Consider the following 17,472-nt stretch of genomic DNA (forward strand, 5'->3'; position numbering starts at 1 on the left):
AATTTCACAGCCAAAGTCGTTGTTTAAATTTGCAAGGTTTCAGCCAGGATCTTACAAAGATAAGCTAAAGATTCATCCATGCCAGTCATAGCCTGATTGCTTTCAATCTCAATTCCCAGGTATTGTTCATTAGAAAATTGCTTGCGCAGATGAGTCGTAAAACCGTCGCTAATCCCTCGGTAAGGATAGTTAAGCCGCACTTTAAGTTCAGGTGCTTTGTACTTTATATTGCTTTGCCAGCCTTTAGCCAACAAACGCTCATTACTGCGTCCGGGATCATACAGAAAAGCCAAATCCGCGTTGCGCACCAAGCCATTGAAAATGGGCGTGAAGCTGTGCACAGAACAATGCAAGACTTGCCTTCCCGAAGCAAGGTAGTGAGTGACTGTGTCTTCCACTCGTTTACGGAACGGGAGGTAAAATTCCGCGATGATTTCTTGTTTGATCTCGTTTGGCAAAGACCTTGTAATTTCAGAAAAACAGGAGGAATTTTTCAAACTTCGATTGCAATCAATAAGAAGCCTTGTGCTTTTAGCCTGAATCAGAATGGCATTAAACTGTTCACTTAAATATTTTGCAATGTCCAAAGCACCAAAATCGATTGCTCTATGGCTTAGCAATAATTTCTCATAGCCGTAGAAATAGGGGGCGTATTGTTCAGGAATGCTGTTAACAGCATGTTCGCAGCTCAAAACAAGAACAGGTCTTTTCATAAAGGATTGAAGGATTGATTTAAAGCCAGGCAATGACACAATTGCCGGTAAATTCGAGAAAGAATGGTTTTATTAATCTCAGGACCGCAAGCTTTCAACAGGCGTTCGCTTAAGTTCCCATGAGTTAGAATGAATTCCAAAGTTTGCTGGCTTTGATGATCAAGGTTTGAACTGACTCGTTCGAGCAACAAACTCCAAATTTCACGACTGGTCATCGCCCGTAGAGGCAAGCGCCATTGTCGACTCAATTCACTGTCTTCAATGCGAGTATTAAAGCCATCGCTTACTGTTTGCTCATAAACGGCTCGTAAACGCGCGCCATCACAAGGTTTGTCTAAATAATAGGCTGAGTTTTGCCAGTCCTTTAAAATGGCTTGTATAGCCAGTGCAATGGCAATATCTGCATTCACGCATTCTTGTGAATCAATGATGCGTATCTCAATGGCTTTATAATCAAACTTAGGAATTGCTGCCCTTGAATTCAGCCATTCATACTGCAAAATCCCTTGGGGATCATGAGGCTTAATGGCTTCATACATGGGCGCTAAAATGGTTTCCTGGTACTCTTTTTCACTGCGAATGAATTCTGGAATGATGTTGCCACTGATGGCCGGGATTTTTTGTTGGTTTTTATCGTAAAAATAGAGGCGAGAATCCTTTAAACCGGTTTTTTTACCGTCTAAGAAGGGTGTGCTCGCTGCCAAAGCTGGCAATAGAGGCAAAAGCAAACGAATGGAATTATGCAGCCGACAAAATTCTTCATCATTGGCAAAGGGTAGATTAACGTGCATGCTTTGCAGATTAGCCCAGCCGTGCCCCTGGCAGTTGAAAATTTTGTCGTATTGCAAATAAATATCGCGATTTCCATGCGGCCAACGCTTTGTTTCTTGCACCGGATCCATCCAGGGGTGAGCACCAGTGGGCATTAATTGCAAATTGTGCTCTGAAAGAAGAGGCTGTAAATCCCTAATTGCTTTCTGGAACTGAGAGGCAATGGCAGCAGTCGGGGGTTTTGGACCATTATTTTTTAATTCGAGTACATGCATGACCAGTTCATTACTTACGGCTATGTCACCTAAAGCAACTTCATTGGTGAGTTCACCTGCCAAAGCTTTTAAAATTACATCGCTTAAAGGCTGGACATTCAAATGCTCTCGATCAACCAGCATGTACTCAATTTCAATACCAAGAACGGAAAAAATAGGGTAGTTAGACATAACCATGTTTCCTGCGAATTCGTTGTAAGAAAACACTCATGATGTGCTGATACAGGGATTCCCCAAGAATTTTGTCTTCAATGCCAAAATCAATATTAGGATTGTCATTGACTTCAATCACATAATGCTTGTCGCCCTGGCTTTTAATATCCACGCCATAAAGCCCATCACCAATGAGGCGGGTACATTTTAAAGCGGTTTTAATAATGGCTTCAGGCACCTCATGAAGAGGAACTGTTTCTGCAGCGCCCTCTCTTTTGTCTTTTATTGCATCCCAGTTGTATATTTGCCAATGATTATCGGCCATGTAATAACGACAAGCAAAAATGGGTTTATTATCTAAAATTCCAATGCGCCAATCATACTCTGTAGGAATAAAAGGTTGAATCAATACTAAATCGGAAATTTTAAAGAACTGTGTTAATGATTTCTGTAACGACTTGGCATCATCCAATTTGATGACCCCATGTGAAAAGGCGCTGTCTGGCCTTTTTAAAACGCAAGGGAATTCAATATCAGGTATTTTTTTATCGAATTTACTGATGAAAATGGTTTCGGGCGTTAAAATTTGATGGCTGCGCATCAACTCGGCCAAGTAAACTTTATTGCTGCATTTAATAATGGATTGCGGATCATCAATCACAACCAGGTTTTCCTGGGCGGCTCTTCTTGCCATACGGTAGGTATAATGGTTAACAGATGTAGTAGCCCTAATGAACAAGGCATCGTATTCTGCTAAAGATTTGCTGTCGCTTTTTTCAATAAAATCTACGTTCAGACCCATGGCTTCGCCCGTTGTGGCAAAAATATCCAAAGCTTTCTTGTTTGATGGCGCATTGGCCTCTGAAGGGTCAATCAGGATGGCCAAGTCATGGAAGCGTTGCTTTTTTCGCCATTGATGAAAGCGCTTTTTAGAAAGGTAGGCTTCTGCAGATTGTTGCATAAATGCGAGATGATGTTCTGGCACATCGGACAGAGACAAAACCTGCAAGGCTTTAATTCGCCATTGCTTTTTTTTCTCAAGGCTGAACCGCATTAAAGGTAGAGGGAAAAGGCCATGTAGTTTTTTAGCTAGATTGGCATGGCATTTGGCCATATTTTGCCCAAAATACAAGCTTAAAACAAAGTCGTCGCCTTTAATGTCATGGAGACTATGCTGGATTTCTTCATCGACATCCTGGGAAATGTATTTAGATAATTCTGCGCTTAGGGCATCTTGAATGCTGTGAACAGAAGGGATTGCTTTGTGATCACGAGCATGCGCGAGCAAAGATACGTAATAACCGATGGTTTGGTGGTTGTATGATTGGCAAAGATTGATGACTCGGATGGGTTTGCATTGGTAGTAACTTTCATCGGATAAATAATCTGAAGCTTGAACAATTCGTGCTAGAGGACTTAAAAACTCCCAGCCAGAAGGATCATCCGTTACAATTAAAGTTTCCATTCAGCGCTCTTTTGGTTGAATTATTATTAGGTTTGCATCATAGGTTAGAACTCCGACCATGATGGCATTGATTAAACGGTTACTACTGACCTTATAATAGTTGTCTTGAGAGATTGGATTTTCCCGATGCGGGTCGGCAACAACAACCAATCTTTTTTTCTCATCATAACCGCATAACACCACAAAATGCCCGCAAGGTAAACCGCGGATATCATCATAAATCGCTTCACTATTAACATAGCGCTCTCGAGAGCTACGGTAAAGATAAGTGGCACTTAGGCCGGTCAGAATCGGTATGTTTTTCAAAAAATAATCTTTTAATAATTGCACACTCAAGGTTCTGAACCTTACCTTTCCACCCAGCTCCAGAAAGTCCAAATAAGCTTTACTGGCCTGCAAAATGGCTTTGGTTTTCTTGTGCTTCATTTGGGCGTTTAATTTGATTTTCAAGAGTTCTTGACAGGCTTCACCTTGTTCGTGATCAAACCAGGTGGGATCAAAAATATTTAGGTTATTAATATAAAGTGTCACTTGAAAATCATGAAGTAAGGCATGCTTACCAAGCATTGGAGCAAGAGTTCCGCCAGAAAGGGAACGCTCAACACTTTTTACCACCTCGGAAAGATCGAGATTTAAGCCATAGTGACGATAAATAGCATGCAGGCTGGTTGGTCCGCAGGTTTCATCGTCAGGTTGAGTGTGTATTTTAAGCTCGATCATAGTCCTGGAAGATCAAATACTATTCTTTATATATCATGGTTAACGTTAGACTTTGAACAGTGATTTGTCAATGCACAAATGTGGAAGAATTTGTGAAATATTATTAATTTTCAAGAAATTAAATTAGACCAATTGACGTGAAAAATTCGACCCACGAAACCTATAAAGGGAATAAAAAAGCCAAAGCCGAGAATGCAATAAAGCACTGGTAAATAAGACCAGCCATAATGATCAGAATCAAAAAATCTCGGCTTTATTTTTGAATTACTCATTAAAAAAATGAGTAGCCCCAAGCCGTAGAAATAAAGAGAATGAATTCCTAAACGGCTTTCTAAAGTAAGCATGCGAGTTGACCAACAATAATCCATGGGGAAATTCAGCAGGAAAAAGCTAACAAACCATAGAAATTTGGCAGGCGCATGGCCTTCTTGGCCAAAAACAGCAAACCAGCTCAATGCTAATGGAAAAACCAACACAGGAAAATAGTATAACCAGCCAAAAGGGCTTAGAAACAGCATCATGACAATGGTGAATGCAAAACAGTACTGCGAGTCCATCCAGACTTGTTTGGCTTTGTTTAAATAAAATAACAAACCAATGGCAAATAAAATCAGATAGACCAGTTTAATCCATATCAGGCTTTGGGTTTTATCCCGGGCGTCAATCAAAATACGAAACAAAAAGCCGCATAGGGAAGCGTTCCAGCTGTCTCCATACCAGGTGACGTATTGAAACATAGATAGGTAATCTTTATATACCTCTGGCCCGTATATGAATGCTGGGGTCACGGAGAGCAGGAGGGTAGCAAAAAACATGCTCCAAAAAACTTTATATCGTTTTTGCAACAAGGCAAAAATAAATAAAAGAGCAGGGAAAAGCTTAAGGGAAATAATAATTCCCCAGGTAATACCAGCAGCACAATCCCGATTTTTACAATAAAAATGGTAGCCAAGCATGACAAAGAATAACAAAACCCCACCGAATTGGGCGATGGTCATATTCATTAAAGTGCCAAAAAAGACAAAGAAAATCAGATAAAGATTGAGCCAATTTTTTTTAAGAAAAAAGCGGGGAAATATGTGATGAAAAGCAAGTCCTGCTCCGATAAAACTGGTGATTAATGATATCAGCCACCAAATAAGCAAAGCTGTCCCATATTGATACTTCACCAATGGATTAAACAGCATTAAAAAAAAGGGAGGATTTAAGTTGGCAGCTATTTTTTTCGCAACAGGCAGATAGGTGGCTAAAAGAACCTGATAGCCATTATTTCCCATTGTCAGCATTTGAGCAGAAGAATAAAAGGCGGCAAAATCAATTCCCTGTTGGAAGGACAAAATAAAATAGAACAACCCACAGTAGATAAATAAGGTGATTAAAAAAACCGCACTTTGCCAATAACCTATTCTCATTTTTTGATGTATGGGTTGCTGAATTTGTTATTCTAGTTAAAAAGAGAAAAGAATCCTATGATTAGCATCAACTTCAACCCGCATGGCTCATGCATAAGATTAAAAAATAAGGTCTAATAGCGTCTCTACCTGTTGTGCAACAATGAGTTTTTCTTTATTTTCCAAACTGACAAAGCCATGCTCATGCATATGGGCAATAAATTCGAGAAAAGGAGTGTAGTAGCCGTTGATATTTAATAATCCAAGTTTCTTATTGCACAGGCCCAAACGTATTTCATTCCAGGCATTAAATAATTCTTCCATGGTGCCAAGCCCGCCAGGAAATGCGATAAAGGCATCAGCCAGCTCACGCATACACCTCAGGCGTTGAGCAATGTCATCGACAAAAATTAATTGGCTCAGGCCGTCTTGCTCCAATTCTTTTTCTCTAAGATGGTGGGTTAAAATGCCAATGACCTTGCCATTTTTTTCAAGTAAAGCGCGGGCAAGATTACCCATTAGGCCAAGGCTTGAGCCGCCATAGATGAGCTGAATGTTTTTAGCGGCCATGCAACGTCCCAGCTCTTCGGCCGCGCTAAGATAAACAGGGTTTTTAATTTCTTGGCAAGATAAAAAGACGGCGACAGAACGCATATTATTCCTTGTTTAGACAACTTTAATAGACAGTTCAAGAGTGAATTGAGCTACTTCTTCAGGGGCATCAGGGTAATGGATGAAAGCTTGAATCTCTATGGGCTTATTGATGCGCTCTTTGGTTCTTTTAGACTCTTCTATCATGGTTTTAACTTCCTGACCTTGTTTACAAACAAAGTAAACATCCGTCTCAGGACGACGCAGAAAATTGGCGTGGAATGACTTAAATACTATCGAGCTTTTAATCTTGCTTTGCTCACTATGATAAAAGCCGTGTAGGCCGCCGGCCAAATCAGCCCCAACTGCAAGCGCACCAAAGTACATGGAATTAAGATGGTTTTTACTGCGCCGAGTCAAAGGCAACTTAACAATCACTTCCTCATCATCAATATGGATAAGCTTTGGCTGTAAATGGCCAATCAAAGGTACTTTAAAGTGTCCGAAATAGCGAAGAAATAACCTAAAGCGGGTTAGGGCTTTCATTAAGCGTCCTTGTTGACTTGCAATCTTGAAATAATTTTCTTAACACCAGGAATTGCACTCACACGTTTGATGATAGCTCCCACTGCTTTTTCCTGCTTAAGACTTCCAGATAAAGTGACGGTGCCATTATTGGTTTTGGCGTTGATGCCGACCAAAGGGATGCTTTCATCATCAAATACTTTGGCTTTTAGGATTGCCGTTTCAACTCGCGCAGTCAAATAGGCATCGGTAAAGGCTGTATTCACTTGTTGAATCACAAGTTCTTCCGTATCTACTTCCTTAACTCCCTTAGTGGTTACTGCCAATTTTAAAGCATCAACAAAGGCTTGGCGATCATTCACATGGCCTCGAAGACTGACTACACCGTCTTTCGTGGATACATAAATTTTTAAGGGATTTAAATTACGATTTTTGGTGAATTTTGCAGTGATTTTAGTGGTAATAACTGAATCGCTAATTTCCTGCTCAAAATCTTTCAGTTTTTTGTCAGCATGTGCGCCAGAAACGACTAAAATAAGTAAAAATGTTGCAAAATAATGAACTATTGCTCGCATGCCTAATCACTTAAAAAATTTCTGGTAAAGAAGTATAACATTTTAAATTTCTCCACCAAGAGAATTAGGCGAATTTTACATAATCTTAAAAGTTTACATACTGGGTTAAGGAGAGTGTTTATGCCGCAGCTCACTCTGGAGTATAGCTCTAATGTAATTGAAGAATTTCCATTGGCTGATTTTTTCAGAAAATGTCACGACCTATTGTCAGAAGGCTTGCCGACCAAATTACAAAATTGCAAAAGCAGAGCCATTTGTCATCAACAATACTTCATAGCGGATGGTCAAGCGGACCATGCCTTTGCGCATTTGCAAATCAGACTATTGCCTGGGCGAAGCCCAGGGCTGTTGCAAAAGATAGCTGAAGAAGTCATTGAGCTGCTTAAGGTTCATTTTGCGCGTTCCATCGACCAATTAAATCTTCAACTTTCTTTAGAAATTCAGGAGACTGGAAATTATTTCAAAATTTCCACTTAAATCGCTCCAAATGGGCTAAAATCGCCAGTATTTCTATTAACCATTTGTGCATTCCAAAGCACAAAGTTATAATTGGATTTTTTTTAACCAAAATGGCCATGGACTATATTAGTATTCGCGGTGCGAAAACTCACAATTTGAAAAATATCGATGTGGAGATCCCTCGCAACTGCCTAACGGTAATCACCGGTTTGTCAGGATCTGGAAAATCTTCTCTGGCATTTGATACCCTTTATGCAGAAGGCCAACGCCGCTATGTAGAATCGCTTTCTGCTTATGCGCGCCAGTTTTTATCCATGATGGAGAAACCTGAGGTAGATTCTATTGAGGGTTTGTCACCGGCCATTTCCATCGAACAGAAAGCCACGTCACATAATCCACGATCGACAGTCGGCACGATTACGGAGATCTATGATTACTTACGTCTACTGTTTGCTCGTGTAGGCGAGCCGCGTTGTCCTACACATGGAACCAGTCTCCATGCGCAAACCATTAGTCAAATGGTTGATCAAGTGCTGGCACTGCCTGAGGGTAGCAAAGCCATGATTCTTGCGCCTGTAGTCCGTGAGCGTAAAGGCGAGCATGTACAACTCCTGCAGCAATTGTCCTCACAAGGTTATGTGCGCGCTCGAATTGATGGTGAAATCTATGAGCTTGATGAACCTCCGAAATTAAATTTACGACAAAAACACAGCATTGAAGTCGTTGTAGACCGCTTTCGTGTAAGAGACGATTTGGCACAGCGATTAAGTGAATCTTTTGAAAATGCATTGAATTTGGCCGAGGGTTTGGCCATTGTCTCTTCAGTTGAAAATGAGTTTGCAGAACAGGTCTTCTCCTCTAAATTCGCTTGCCCGGAGTGTGGTTACAGCCTGAGTGAATTAGAGCCTAGGTTGTTCTCTTTTAATAATCCTATGGGCGCTTGTCCCTCTTGCGATGGGTTGGGCGTCAATCAATTTTTTGATCCTGAGCGGGTTGTTCACGATCCGGCTGCAAGCCTTGCTAATGGAGCTATCCGTGGCTGGGATCGAAAAACCACGTATTATTTCCCCATGCTGGAATCGCTCGCCCGCCATTACCAGTTTGATCTTGAAGAAGCATTTTGTGATTTGCCAGAAACTATTCGTGATGTCATTCTCTACGGCAGCGGGCAAGAGGTCATAGAATTTCAATATCATCGTCCGCAAGAGGGTTATGTTTCAAAGCGGCATAGCTTTGAAGGGGTTATTCCCAACATGGAACGGCGGTATCGGGAGTCGGATTCTTCAATGGTTCGAGAAGAGCTTGCGAAGTACTTGTCATCTCGTCCTTGCCAGGCTTGCCAAGGTACCAGATTGCGGGAGGAAGCGCGGCATGTGTTCGTGGCTGATAAAAATTTGCCTGAAATTACCGCGTATTCCATTGAGCACAGTTATGAATTTTTTAAACGATTGGAATTAAGTGGCTATCGTGGCGAGATTGCGGCCAAAATTAATAAGGAAATTGTTGAACGTTTAGGTTTTCTGGTCAATGTGGGTCTTGATTATTTATCCCTGGCAAGAAGTGCTGAAACCTTATCCGGCGGTGAAGCCCAGCGGATTCGTCTTGCCAGCCAAATTGGCTCAGGCTTGGTTGGCGTCATGTACATTCTTGATGAACCTTCGATTGGGCTGCATCAACGCGATAATGATCGATTATTAAAAACCCTGTTGCATTTGCGCAATTTAGGCAACACGGTTATTGTCGTTGAACATGATGAGGATGCCATTCGTGCGGCCGATTTCGTATTGGATATTGGTCCTCGAGCGGGTGTGCATGGAGGTGAAATTGTAGCCAAAGGCACTCCTCAGGAAATTATGGAAAATCCGCAATCTTTAACTGGCCAATACTTATCTGGTGCGCAATCCATAGCCATCCCTTCTCAGCGAAAACCAATTGATGAAGAGCGTAGCCTTCATTTAAAAGGTGTACGCTGCAACAACCTTAAAAATGTTAATGTCCGCATCCCTTTGGGTGTAATGACATGCATCACTGGAGTTTCTGGTTCTGGTAAGTCCAGTTTAATCAATGACACCCTTTACCCTATTGCCGCCAATCAATTAAATCGCGCAAGTCTTTTTACCCCTGGAGCTGTGGAGGGCATCGAAGGTCTTGAATTTTGTGATAAGGTGATAGACATTGATCAAAGCCCGATTGGGCGAACCCCACGTTCCAATCCAGCCACTTATACGGGTTTGTTCACGCCCATTCGCGAATTGTTTGCATCAACGCCTGAAGCAAGGGCGAGGGGTTATCAGCCTGGCCGCTTCAGCTTCAATGTTCGTGGAGGACGCTGCGAGGCTTGCCAAGGTGATGGCTTAATTAAAGTGGAAATGCATTTCCTACCGGATATTTATGTGGCTTGCGACGTTTGCAAAGGGAAACGTTACAATCGAGAAACCCTTGAGATTCAATACAAGGGTAAAAACATCAGTGAAGTCCTTGATATGACTATCGAGGACGCACGTTCTTTCTTTGATGCTATTCCCATTGTTGCTAGAAAATGCCAGACCTTAATTGATGTCGGTTTATCCTACATCCGTCTGGGGCAAAGCGCCACCACTCTCTCTGGAGGAGAGGCACAAAGAATCAAATTGGCTCGTGAGTTATCGAAACGCGATACAGGTAATACCCTTTATATTTTGGATGAGCCGACAACCGGTTTGCACTTTCATGATATCAAGCAATTGCTTCATGTCCTGTTTCGTTTAAGAGATCAAGGCAATTCTATTATTATTATCGAGCATAACCTTGATGTCATCAAAACCGCTGACTGGATCATTGATCTTGGTCCGGAGGGAGGCAGTAAGGGCGGAGAAATCATCGCCACTGGAACACCGGAGGATCTTATAACCTGCGAACACTCCTATACCGGGCAGTTTCTTAAATTTTTACTAAAACCCAAATGTTAGAGGATGAACACTTTGTGATGCAGTTTGACACGCATTACCCATCATTTGAATTTTGGTTTATAGTTTGATTATTAGAGGAATTGCGGGAGACAGCAAGGTGAAGGGAGCTGAGCTGGTGGTGAAATGCCTGGAGGCCCATGGAGTGGAGTACGTCTTCGGTCTTCCCGGTGCCAAGGTCGACGGCATTTTTAATGCGCTGTTAGACTCTAAAATAAAATTGATTTTGTGCAGGCACGAACAAAATGCTGCTTTTATGGCCGCAGCTTACGGACGTTTGACTCAAAAACCAGGAGTGGTGTTAGTAACCTCAGGCCCAGGTGTAGCCAATCTGGCTACCGGACTTTTAACTGCAACCACAGAAGGGGATCCCGTAGTGGCCATTGGGGGGAATGTTTCTCGTGCAATGCGTTTTAAAACCTCACATCAATCGGCTAATAATGCCAAGCTCATGGAAGCAGTGACTAAGTACAGCGTCGAAGCCATGAGTGCAACGAACATTGCTGAAATTCTAGCCATGGCATTTAAACAAGCAGTAATGCCACGCGCAGGGTCTTGTTTCATTAGCTTTCCGCAAGACGTCTTGAATGAAGAAGTTGCTGACCTCGTGATTTCACCCAGGGCTGAGACCGAAATAGTCTTAGCTTGTGACAAGACCATTAATAATGTAGCGAAAGTCATCGCAGAAGCTAAACTTCCCGTATTGTTCTTAGGGGAGGAAGCTAGTCAGCCACAGAATGCAAAAGCCATTCGAGAGCTCTTGACTCAAACGAAACTGGCTACGATTAGCACTTATCAAGGAGCTGGGGTCATATCCAGAGAATTGTTCCCTTGTTTTGCTGGACGAGTGGGCCTCTTTTGCAATCAGCCTGCTGATAAATTACTGGAAAAAGCCGATGTGATTCTGACCATAGGCTATAACCCTGTGGAATACGATCCCGAAATTTGGAATGCGAAAGCTGACAAGCTCATTTTGCATATGGATTCAGTTTCGCCAGAAATTCACTACTGTTACCAACCACGCTATGAAATTTTAGGATCTGTGGCTGAGAATATTTTGTTGCTTAAGAAAGCACTTGCCGAAATAAAAATGACGGGAGACGTCAAGCACGTACAACAATATCATGAAGCCTTAAAGGATAAAATTGCCCAAGGAAAAGGCAAGACGGAATTTCCTATCCATCCTCTGCGCTTTATTTACGAACTTCGTCAATTCATTGATGATGAAACTTTAATCACTTGTGACATCGGTACGGTTTATATTTGGATGGCTCGCTATTTTATTTCTTATCAACCTCATCAGCTCATGTTTAGCAATGGGCAACAAACTTTGGGTGTTGGACTGCCGTGGGCCATGGCAGCAAAATTGGCATTTCCCGGTAAAAAAATAATCTCCATCTCAGGAGATGGGGGCTTTTTATTTTCAGCTCAAGAACTTGAAACAGCCGTGCGTGAGAAGTTACATTTTGTTCATTTTGTATGGCAAGATGGCACTTATAATATGGTGCTGGAGCAAGAAAAAATGAAATACAACCGCATCAGTGGGGTTAATTTTGGCGAAGTTGATTTAATACATTTTGCCCAAGCCTTTGGTGCCAAGGGCTATAATTTGACAAGCCCCAATGACATTGTTCCTGTGCTTAAGGAAGCTCAGCAGCAAACCATGCCAGTGCTCATCAATGTACCTATTGATTATCGCGAGAATCAGGAGCTTTTTGCGGCAGTCAACAGTGATAACATCAATTAGCATTCTGTATTTGGGATTCACGCAGTATTGTCCCAGATCCTGCGGAATGATTTAATTTGAACAAATTTGAGGTTGGCTTAAAGATTGCCTCTGCTTAATTTGTTCGTTCAACTCGTCAAGATTAATAGTTATGCCTGTTTGTTCCTGAATAAACAGCAGCCGTCTGGCCAAACTTCCTTGGGGATTGATTGACTCTTGCGACTCGAGTAGAGCTTCGGTTAGTTTAGCTATAATGATTTCCACGGATTGCTCAGGTGATTTAGCAACTGCAATAAGAGTTTTTTTTACACTACTTGTATGGTGCCTATTCCAATGTCCTGTAATAAGTAGGTAAACCTCTGAGAAAAAACAGGGCCAATTATCGCTGATTTTGACGTAGTCCTTTAGCAGATTTAAGGCCGAATAATAATCCTTCAAAGGCTCAGATTGTCTTATCGCCTGGTCGAGCATTCTGGCATGAACCCAAAGGTGGGTATACCTTGGAGGATAATTCTTGGAAATTGCTCTTTTTCTAGTCTGCTCTTCGTCATCGTAAAATGCAGCTTGTGAGCGCTGAAATAAGAATTGAGTCAGCTCTTTGCAATGTTTTGAATCAGGAATTTTTGAAGAAGTGAGATATTTATAATCTATCCATTCAGAATTGACTTCATGAAGCATTCCCTGGGCTTCTTGAGAGTAAAGATCAGTTTTCGTGGCAACCAGGACAAATAAACAATTTGGATTTCTCTCTTTGCAGGCCATAGCAGTATTTTCCAATGTTTTTTGATCAAAAGATTCGCTAAGGTTTACGCAATATAGAAGGATATCTGCATTTCGATAATACATTGGCCACAAGCCACGGAACCGTTTATTTCCCGGAATCGTCCATATGATCAGTGAAGCAGGAGCAGTATCTTGCTGATCATCATCCAAGTTTAACCTTTCATGAGAAATGTTTATTTGTCCATCACGCTTACTGAGAAACCTATATTCAGGAATAAGCAATGGAGCTTCGGATTCATCAAAGGATTGGCCGGAAATGATCCTGCATAATTGTTTTTTTCCTGAGCGCTCAGGGCCAATGATTACTACTTTTGTCATAAAAATTCCAACAACAAAAAACGCAAGCTTTTGAAATAAAACCAGCTATAGCTCAGCCAAGGAAATCTGAGTATAAGCTGCCAAAGTATCTAAGAGAAGCAGTTAATTTAATTATTGGACATTTGTTTTGGTGTGAGTCTGTTCTCTGAACTGGTAGTACGGCAGACACAATCGTGTTATGCCTGCCAGGGGAATTCTGAAACTAAAGTGCTTTCAAAAAGGTAGTCAGGTCTTCTTTTTCTTGTTGACTCAGTTGTGTTTGTAAAATTAAGTTAAAAAACTCAACCGTATCCGCAAGGGTTAGCAGACGACCATCATGTAAATAGGGCGGTGAATCTTTGATTCCCCGGAGAGGAAAGGTCTTGATAGGCCCATCACCAATCGCTTTCATGTTATTAACCATTACCGGGTTAAAGAAGCGTTCGGTTCTTAAATTATGCATGCTATTGTCCGTGTAGTACGGAGGCACATGACAAGTGGAGCATTTAGCTTTCCCGAAGAACAGTGCTTCTCCCCGCAATTCGGCAGGAGTGGCTTTGGCAGGATCCAATCGACCATCGATAGCCAATTTTGGTGCCGGAGGAAAATCGAGTAGCTCCTGGAATTCCGCCATGAAATGAACCTGACTGCCTCTCTCAAGGACATTCACCCCTTTTTTGGTGGCAATGACCGGATCGCCATCGAAATAAGCTGCCCGTTGTTCAAACTCGGTAAAATCTTCTACTGTTTTTAAAGCACGTTGAGAACCAAACAACCGTTGAATGTTGACACCTCTTAAGCTTGGAGTGTCTATACGGTGGCGAATTTCCTGGGGACGAATATCTCCCACTAAATGGGTTGCGCCATTCGTATGTCCATTGGCATGACAATCGAAACAAGCTACACCACGACTGGCAGCTTTAGTACGACGATCATCCGTTTGGTTAAACTGCTGTTGAGGGAAGGGGGTGAGCAATAAGCGCAGCCCCTCCAATTGTTTTGGATTAAGAATGCCATTGAATGTTTCAAAGAAATTCGCCAAAGTAATTAATTTCCCCTGAGAAACATCACCCAGATCAGGACGTGTGGTCAAAAAAATTGGCGCAGGAAAAACCGGCAGGAAATGATCCGGTAAGTCAAAATCTAAATCAAAGCGGGCTAACTCACGGCCTTCCTGCTTATGGATTTCATCAATTTCGAATTTCGGAAAAACCATTCCACCTTCAAGATGATTGGGATGCGGTAATGGTAAAAAACCTTTGGGGTAGAGATTTTTTTGTTTGATCTCCTCGGGGGACATCTTGGATAACATTTCCCAAGTTACGCCCTCTGGTAATTTTACGCGCACGCCTTCCTGGATGGGTTTGCCTGTAGACATTTTGGCATCTGTAGAGGGTTTATTGCTCAAATCATAACGTTCAGTGAGCAAGTTTTGCTGGCGTTGGTTGATTGCTGCCTTTTGTGAAGACATTCGCTCCATGATGGTTGCGAACGTTTCTTTAATCACCACCGGCATATAACTTGAAGGGGGAGGCTCGGCCGCTGATTTCGAAGCCGGTGATTCCGCGGCCGCACCAACACAGGGTGATGAGAAGCTGTAGCAGAGAAGCGGCAATAGCAAGGCTTTTTTTAGCATGAAAAGTCCATTTTTGGCAGAAAATGTTTTCATCATAAATAAGTTAAAAGCACATTTCAACAAGCAAACTTTCTTTTTTAGACCAGGAAAATTTTAAGTGAATTCATCTATGTTCATTCTGTGATTTTACGAATGTTGTGCAGAGTGCGTTTACCTACTTGGGGGCGTGGTCACCGTGCCAGTTGGCGTGGTCACCGTGCCAGTTGGCGTGGTCACCGTGCCAGTTGGCGTGGTCACCGTGCCAGTTGGCGTGGTCACCGTGCCAGTTGGCGTGGTCACCGTGCCAGTTGGCGTGGTCACCGTGCCAGTGGGTGTGGTCACCGTGCCAGTGGGTGTGGTCACCGTGCCAGTGGGCGTGGTCACCGTGCCAGTGGGCGTGGTCACCGTGCCAGTGGGCGTGGTCACCGTGCCAGTGGGCGTGGTCACCGTGCCAGTGGGTGTGGTCACCGTGCCAGTGGGTGTGGTCACCGTGCCAGTGGGTGTGGTCAGGGGAGAAGTCTCAGTTCCGGGAGTCGTTGCTTGGTTGCCTGTGTTTTCTACAGGATTACCTTGGCTGTCGGTTCCTGTGGTTGTAAAATTTCCACTGGTGGTGCCAATGACAGTTTTTACCTCATTACCTGTAGGCGAGCTGGTGTTTGAATTCGTGGTGGTGGAGTTTTGCCCACTTGGATTGGTAGTTATCGCAATGGCTGCATAGCTCAAAGGCATTAGAGTGATGATAAGCAGCGAAACCAAAATTCTAATTGTCTGAATCATCAATAGCCATCCTTAAATCGACAATTTATTTCCTATTTAAAGTATAGAACAGCTTTGCCAATGCCTTTCCCTTGAAGGCTCAATTTTGTTTTCTTAAAAATTTCTTCTACGCTTAAAACATAAGCTTATGGTGAGGAACGCACAGTCATCCGTTCTTTGACTATGAGGGAAAACATGAAAAACAACAACAAGCTTTCAGCCTTATCTAAACGAATCATCATGCTGGGTTTCGGCAGCATAGGACAAGCGGTTCTACCCTTGTTGTTCCGGCATTTAAATCTATCCCCTTCTCAGATTCTAATCATGAGTAAACATGCTGAGGGAGAGCACATCGCCAGAGAATACGCCGTAAAATTTTTAGTGGTCGCCATTACCCGCGACAATTTGGAACAAACCATTGGTGAAGAACTTAGGGAAGAGGATTTTTTATTGAACTTATCGGTGGATGTATCAAGTATGGAGTTAATTAGACTTTGCCAGCGAAAAAATGCCCTTTATCTGGATGCAAGTACTGAACCTTGGGCAGGAGGATACACCAATACTTCATTGTCACCGTCTTTACGCTCGAATTACGCCTTAAGAGAAGAAGTTTTAAAACTTCGTCGCTCCCCAGCACCAACAGCTGTGATTACTCATGGTGCAAATCCAGGATTAGTTTCTCATTTTGTGAAACAGGCACTTTGGAATATGGCCAAGGACAATGGCTTATCTTGTCCCCATCCACAAAGGGCCTCTGAATGGGCAAAATTAGCTCAAAAATTAAATATTAAAAGCATTCACATTGCCGAGCATGATAGCCAGCGCAGTACTCGAGTGAAAGATCCTAATGAGTTTGTAAACACCTGGTCTGTTGATGGTTTCATTTCGGAGGGGAGTCAACCGGCTGAGCTGAGCTGGGGCTCGCATGAAAAACATTGGCCTGAAGATGCTCACCAGCATGAATTTGGCCCTAACACGGCTATTTATCTTAATCGGCCAGGCGCCAGCACCAGGGTTCGTTCCTGGACTCCCACTTTTGGAGCCTATCATGGTTTTTTAATAACGCATGCGGAATCCATCTCGATAGGGAACTACCTGACTTTAAAAGAAAAGGAGCTTTACCGACCTACTGTGCACTATGCTTACCACCCTTGTCCTGATGCCGTTCTTTCCTTGTATGAACTGCAAGGACAGGAATGGTTTCCTCAAGAAAATAAACGATTACTGTTTTCTGAGATCACGCAAGGTATTGATGAGCTTGGAGTGTTGCTAATGGGAAATAAACGAGGGGCTTATTGGTTTGGCTCCCAGTTATCGATTCAAGAAGCCCGGAAACTGGCTCCTTATAATAATGCCACCAGTTTACAAGTCGCAGCAGGTATACTTTCAGGACTCATTTGGGCCATTCAAAATCCTGTTCGCGGAATCGTAGAACCAGAAGAGATGGATTATCGAGATGTTCTCGAAATAGCCATGCCTTACTTGGGAAGAGTGGCAGGATATTATAGCGATTGGACTCCACTTAAGCATCGCGGCCGATTGTTTGAAGAAAAGATTGATGAAACTGATCCCTGGCAGTTCCTGAATATTCGCGTTTGCTAAAGAGAAATAGGCAGTAAAAACTAATTTTCTAACTCAATCTTTACAATAAAATATTAATATAAAAGAACTATTTGTCGCTATACTGAAGACAAGTAGGGAAAGGAGCTAAT

At 42.5% G+C, this 17,472-nt stretch carries 15 protein-coding genes; 5 read left to right on the forward strand and 10 right to left on the reverse strand.

Annotated features, from left to right (window positions below):
* Positions 1-23 precede the first annotated feature (23 nt).
* The 8 genes from EL203_RS01550 to EL203_RS01585 form a co-directional block, all read right to left on the reverse strand.
* Entirely contained in the window at positions 24-713 is a 690-nt protein-coding gene (locus EL203_RS01550; RefSeq protein WP_058471331.1) for an N-formylglutamate amidohydrolase, read from the reverse strand.
* The gene (locus EL203_RS01555) at positions 710-1,930 is read right to left on the reverse strand and encodes a glutamate-cysteine ligase family protein (RefSeq protein WP_058471330.1); all 1,221 of its coding nucleotides are present in this window, start codon (positions 1,928-1,930) and stop codon (positions 710-712) included. The genes EL203_RS01550 and EL203_RS01555 overlap by 4 nt, the downstream gene beginning before the upstream one ends.
* Positions 1,923-3,377, reverse strand: coding sequence for a RimK family protein (locus EL203_RS01560; protein ID WP_058471329.1), 1,455 nt, complete (start codon positions 3,375-3,377; stop codon positions 1,923-1,925). Before EL203_RS01560 ends, EL203_RS01555 begins: the two co-directional genes overlap by 8 nt.
* Positions 3,378-4,097: a hypothetical protein gene (locus EL203_RS01565; RefSeq protein WP_058471328.1), complete on the reverse strand. Its 720-nt coding sequence runs from the start codon at positions 4,095-4,097 to the stop codon at positions 3,378-3,380.
* A gap of 110 nt (positions 4,098-4,207) precedes the next feature.
* Complete coding sequence (locus tag EL203_RS01570) at positions 4,208-5,509, reverse strand: glycosyltransferase family 87 protein (protein WP_058471327.1); 1,302 nt, start codon at positions 5,507-5,509, stop codon at positions 4,208-4,210.
* A gap of 99 nt (positions 5,510-5,608) precedes the next feature.
* Positions 5,609-6,142, reverse strand: a complete 534-nt coding sequence (locus EL203_RS01575; RefSeq protein ID WP_058471326.1) for an LOG family protein — start codon at positions 6,140-6,142, stop codon at positions 5,609-5,611.
* A 12-nt stretch (positions 6,143-6,154) separates the two neighbouring features.
* The gene (locus EL203_RS01580) at positions 6,155-6,625 is read right to left on the reverse strand and encodes a PaaI family thioesterase (protein WP_058471325.1); all 471 of its coding nucleotides are present in this window, start codon (positions 6,623-6,625) and stop codon (positions 6,155-6,157) included.
* Entirely contained in the window at positions 6,625-7,179 is a 555-nt protein-coding gene (locus tag EL203_RS01585) for a BON domain-containing protein (RefSeq protein ID WP_058471324.1), read from the reverse strand. Before EL203_RS01585 ends, EL203_RS01580 begins: the two co-directional genes overlap by 1 nt.
* Positions 7,180-7,299: 120 nt before the next feature.
* Here EL203_RS01585 and EL203_RS01590 point away from each other — a divergent pair, with 120 nt between their 5' ends.
* The 3 genes from EL203_RS01590 (at position 7,300) to alsS (ending at position 12,330) form a co-directional block, all read left to right on the forward strand.
* Entirely contained in the window at positions 7,300-7,656 is a 357-nt protein-coding gene (locus EL203_RS01590; protein ID WP_058471323.1) for a 5-carboxymethyl-2-hydroxymuconate Delta-isomerase, read from the forward strand.
* Positions 7,657-7,754: 98 nt separating this feature from the next.
* Positions 7,755-10,586 carry an excinuclease ABC subunit UvrA gene (gene uvrA, locus EL203_RS01595; RefSeq protein WP_058472225.1) on the forward strand — a complete coding sequence of 944 codons (2,832 nt, stop codon included), beginning with the start codon at positions 7,755-7,757 and terminating at the stop codon, positions 10,584-10,586.
* Positions 10,587-10,683: 97 nt separating this feature from the next.
* Positions 10,684-12,330, forward strand: a complete 1,647-nt coding sequence (gene alsS / locus EL203_RS01600) for an acetolactate synthase AlsS (RefSeq protein WP_221033344.1) — start codon at positions 10,684-10,686, stop codon at positions 12,328-12,330.
* A 51-nt stretch (positions 12,331-12,381) separates the two neighbouring features.
* On the opposite strand, the gene EL203_RS01605 is transcribed toward alsS, so the two are convergent.
* Entirely contained in the window at positions 12,382-13,410 is a 1,029-nt protein-coding gene (locus EL203_RS01605; RefSeq protein ID WP_058471322.1) for a DUF5617 domain-containing protein, read from the reverse strand.
* A gap of 202 nt (positions 13,411-13,612) precedes the next feature.
* Complete coding sequence (locus EL203_RS01610) at positions 13,613-15,025, reverse strand: hypothetical protein (protein ID WP_058471321.1); 1,413 nt, start codon at positions 15,023-15,025, stop codon at positions 13,613-13,615.
* Between the two features lie 132 nt (positions 15,026-15,157).
* Here EL203_RS01610 and EL203_RS14510 point away from each other — a divergent pair, with 132 nt between their 5' ends.
* Together EL203_RS14510 and EL203_RS01620 are read left to right on the forward strand one after the other, a co-directional pair.
* On the forward strand, positions 15,158-15,664 hold the full coding sequence (locus EL203_RS14510; protein ID WP_197723122.1) for a hypothetical protein: 507 nt from the start codon (positions 15,158-15,160) through the stop codon (positions 15,662-15,664).
* Between the two features lie 291 nt (positions 15,665-15,955).
* Positions 15,956-17,362 carry a homospermidine synthase gene (locus EL203_RS01620; RefSeq protein ID WP_058469876.1) on the forward strand — a complete coding sequence of 469 codons (1,407 nt, stop codon included), beginning with the start codon at positions 15,956-15,958 and terminating at the stop codon, positions 17,360-17,362.
* The last annotated feature ends 110 nt before the right edge of the window (positions 17,363-17,472 follow it).

Source organism: Legionella jordanis, from assembly GCF_900637635.1.
GTDB lineage: Bacteria > Pseudomonadota > Gammaproteobacteria > Legionellales > Legionellaceae > Tatlockia > Tatlockia jordanis.

Coding starts and splice junctions, on each gene's coding strand:
- EL203_RS01550 (WP_058471331.1), bottom strand. CDS start 713: ATGAAAAGACCTGTTCTTGTTTTGAGCTGCGAACATGCTGTTAACAGC.
- EL203_RS01555 (WP_058471330.1), bottom strand. CDS start 1,930: ATGTCTAACTACCCTATTTTTTCCGTTCTTGGTATTGAAATTGAGTAC.
- EL203_RS01560 (WP_058471329.1), bottom strand. CDS start 3,377: ATGGAAACTTTAATTGTAACGGATGATCCTTCTGGCTGGGAGTTTTTA.
- EL203_RS01565 (WP_058471328.1), bottom strand. CDS start 4,097: ATGATCGAGCTTAAAATACACACTCAACCTGACGATGAAACCTGCGGA.
- EL203_RS01570 (WP_058471327.1), bottom strand. CDS start 5,509: ATGAGAATAGGTTATTGGCAAAGTGCGGTTTTTTTAATCACCTTATTT.
- EL203_RS01575 (WP_058471326.1), bottom strand. CDS start 6,142: ATGCGTTCTGTCGCCGTCTTTTTATCTTGCCAAGAAATTAAAAACCCT.
- EL203_RS01580 (WP_058471325.1), bottom strand. CDS start 6,625: ATGAAAGCCCTAACCCGCTTTAGGTTATTTCTTCGCTATTTCGGACAC.
- EL203_RS01585 (WP_058471324.1), bottom strand. CDS start 7,179: ATGCGAGCAATAGTTCATTATTTTGCAACATTTTTACTTATTTTAGTC.
- EL203_RS01590 (WP_058471323.1), top strand. CDS start 7,300: ATGCCGCAGCTCACTCTGGAGTATAGCTCTAATGTAATTGAAGAATTT.
- uvrA (WP_058472225.1), top strand. CDS start 7,755: ATGGACTATATTAGTATTCGCGGTGCGAAAACTCACAATTTGAAAAAT.
- EL203_RS01605 (WP_058471322.1), bottom strand. CDS start 13,410: ATGACAAAAGTAGTAATCATTGGCCCTGAGCGCTCAGGAAAAAAACAA.
- EL203_RS01610 (WP_058471321.1), bottom strand. CDS start 15,025: ATGCTAAAAAAAGCCTTGCTATTGCCGCTTCTCTGCTACAGCTTCTCA.
- EL203_RS14510 (WP_197723122.1), top strand. CDS start 15,158: ATGTTGTGCAGAGTGCGTTTACCTACTTGGGGGCGTGGTCACCGTGCC.
- EL203_RS01620 (WP_058469876.1), top strand. CDS start 15,956: ATGAAAAACAACAACAAGCTTTCAGCCTTATCTAAACGAATCATCATG.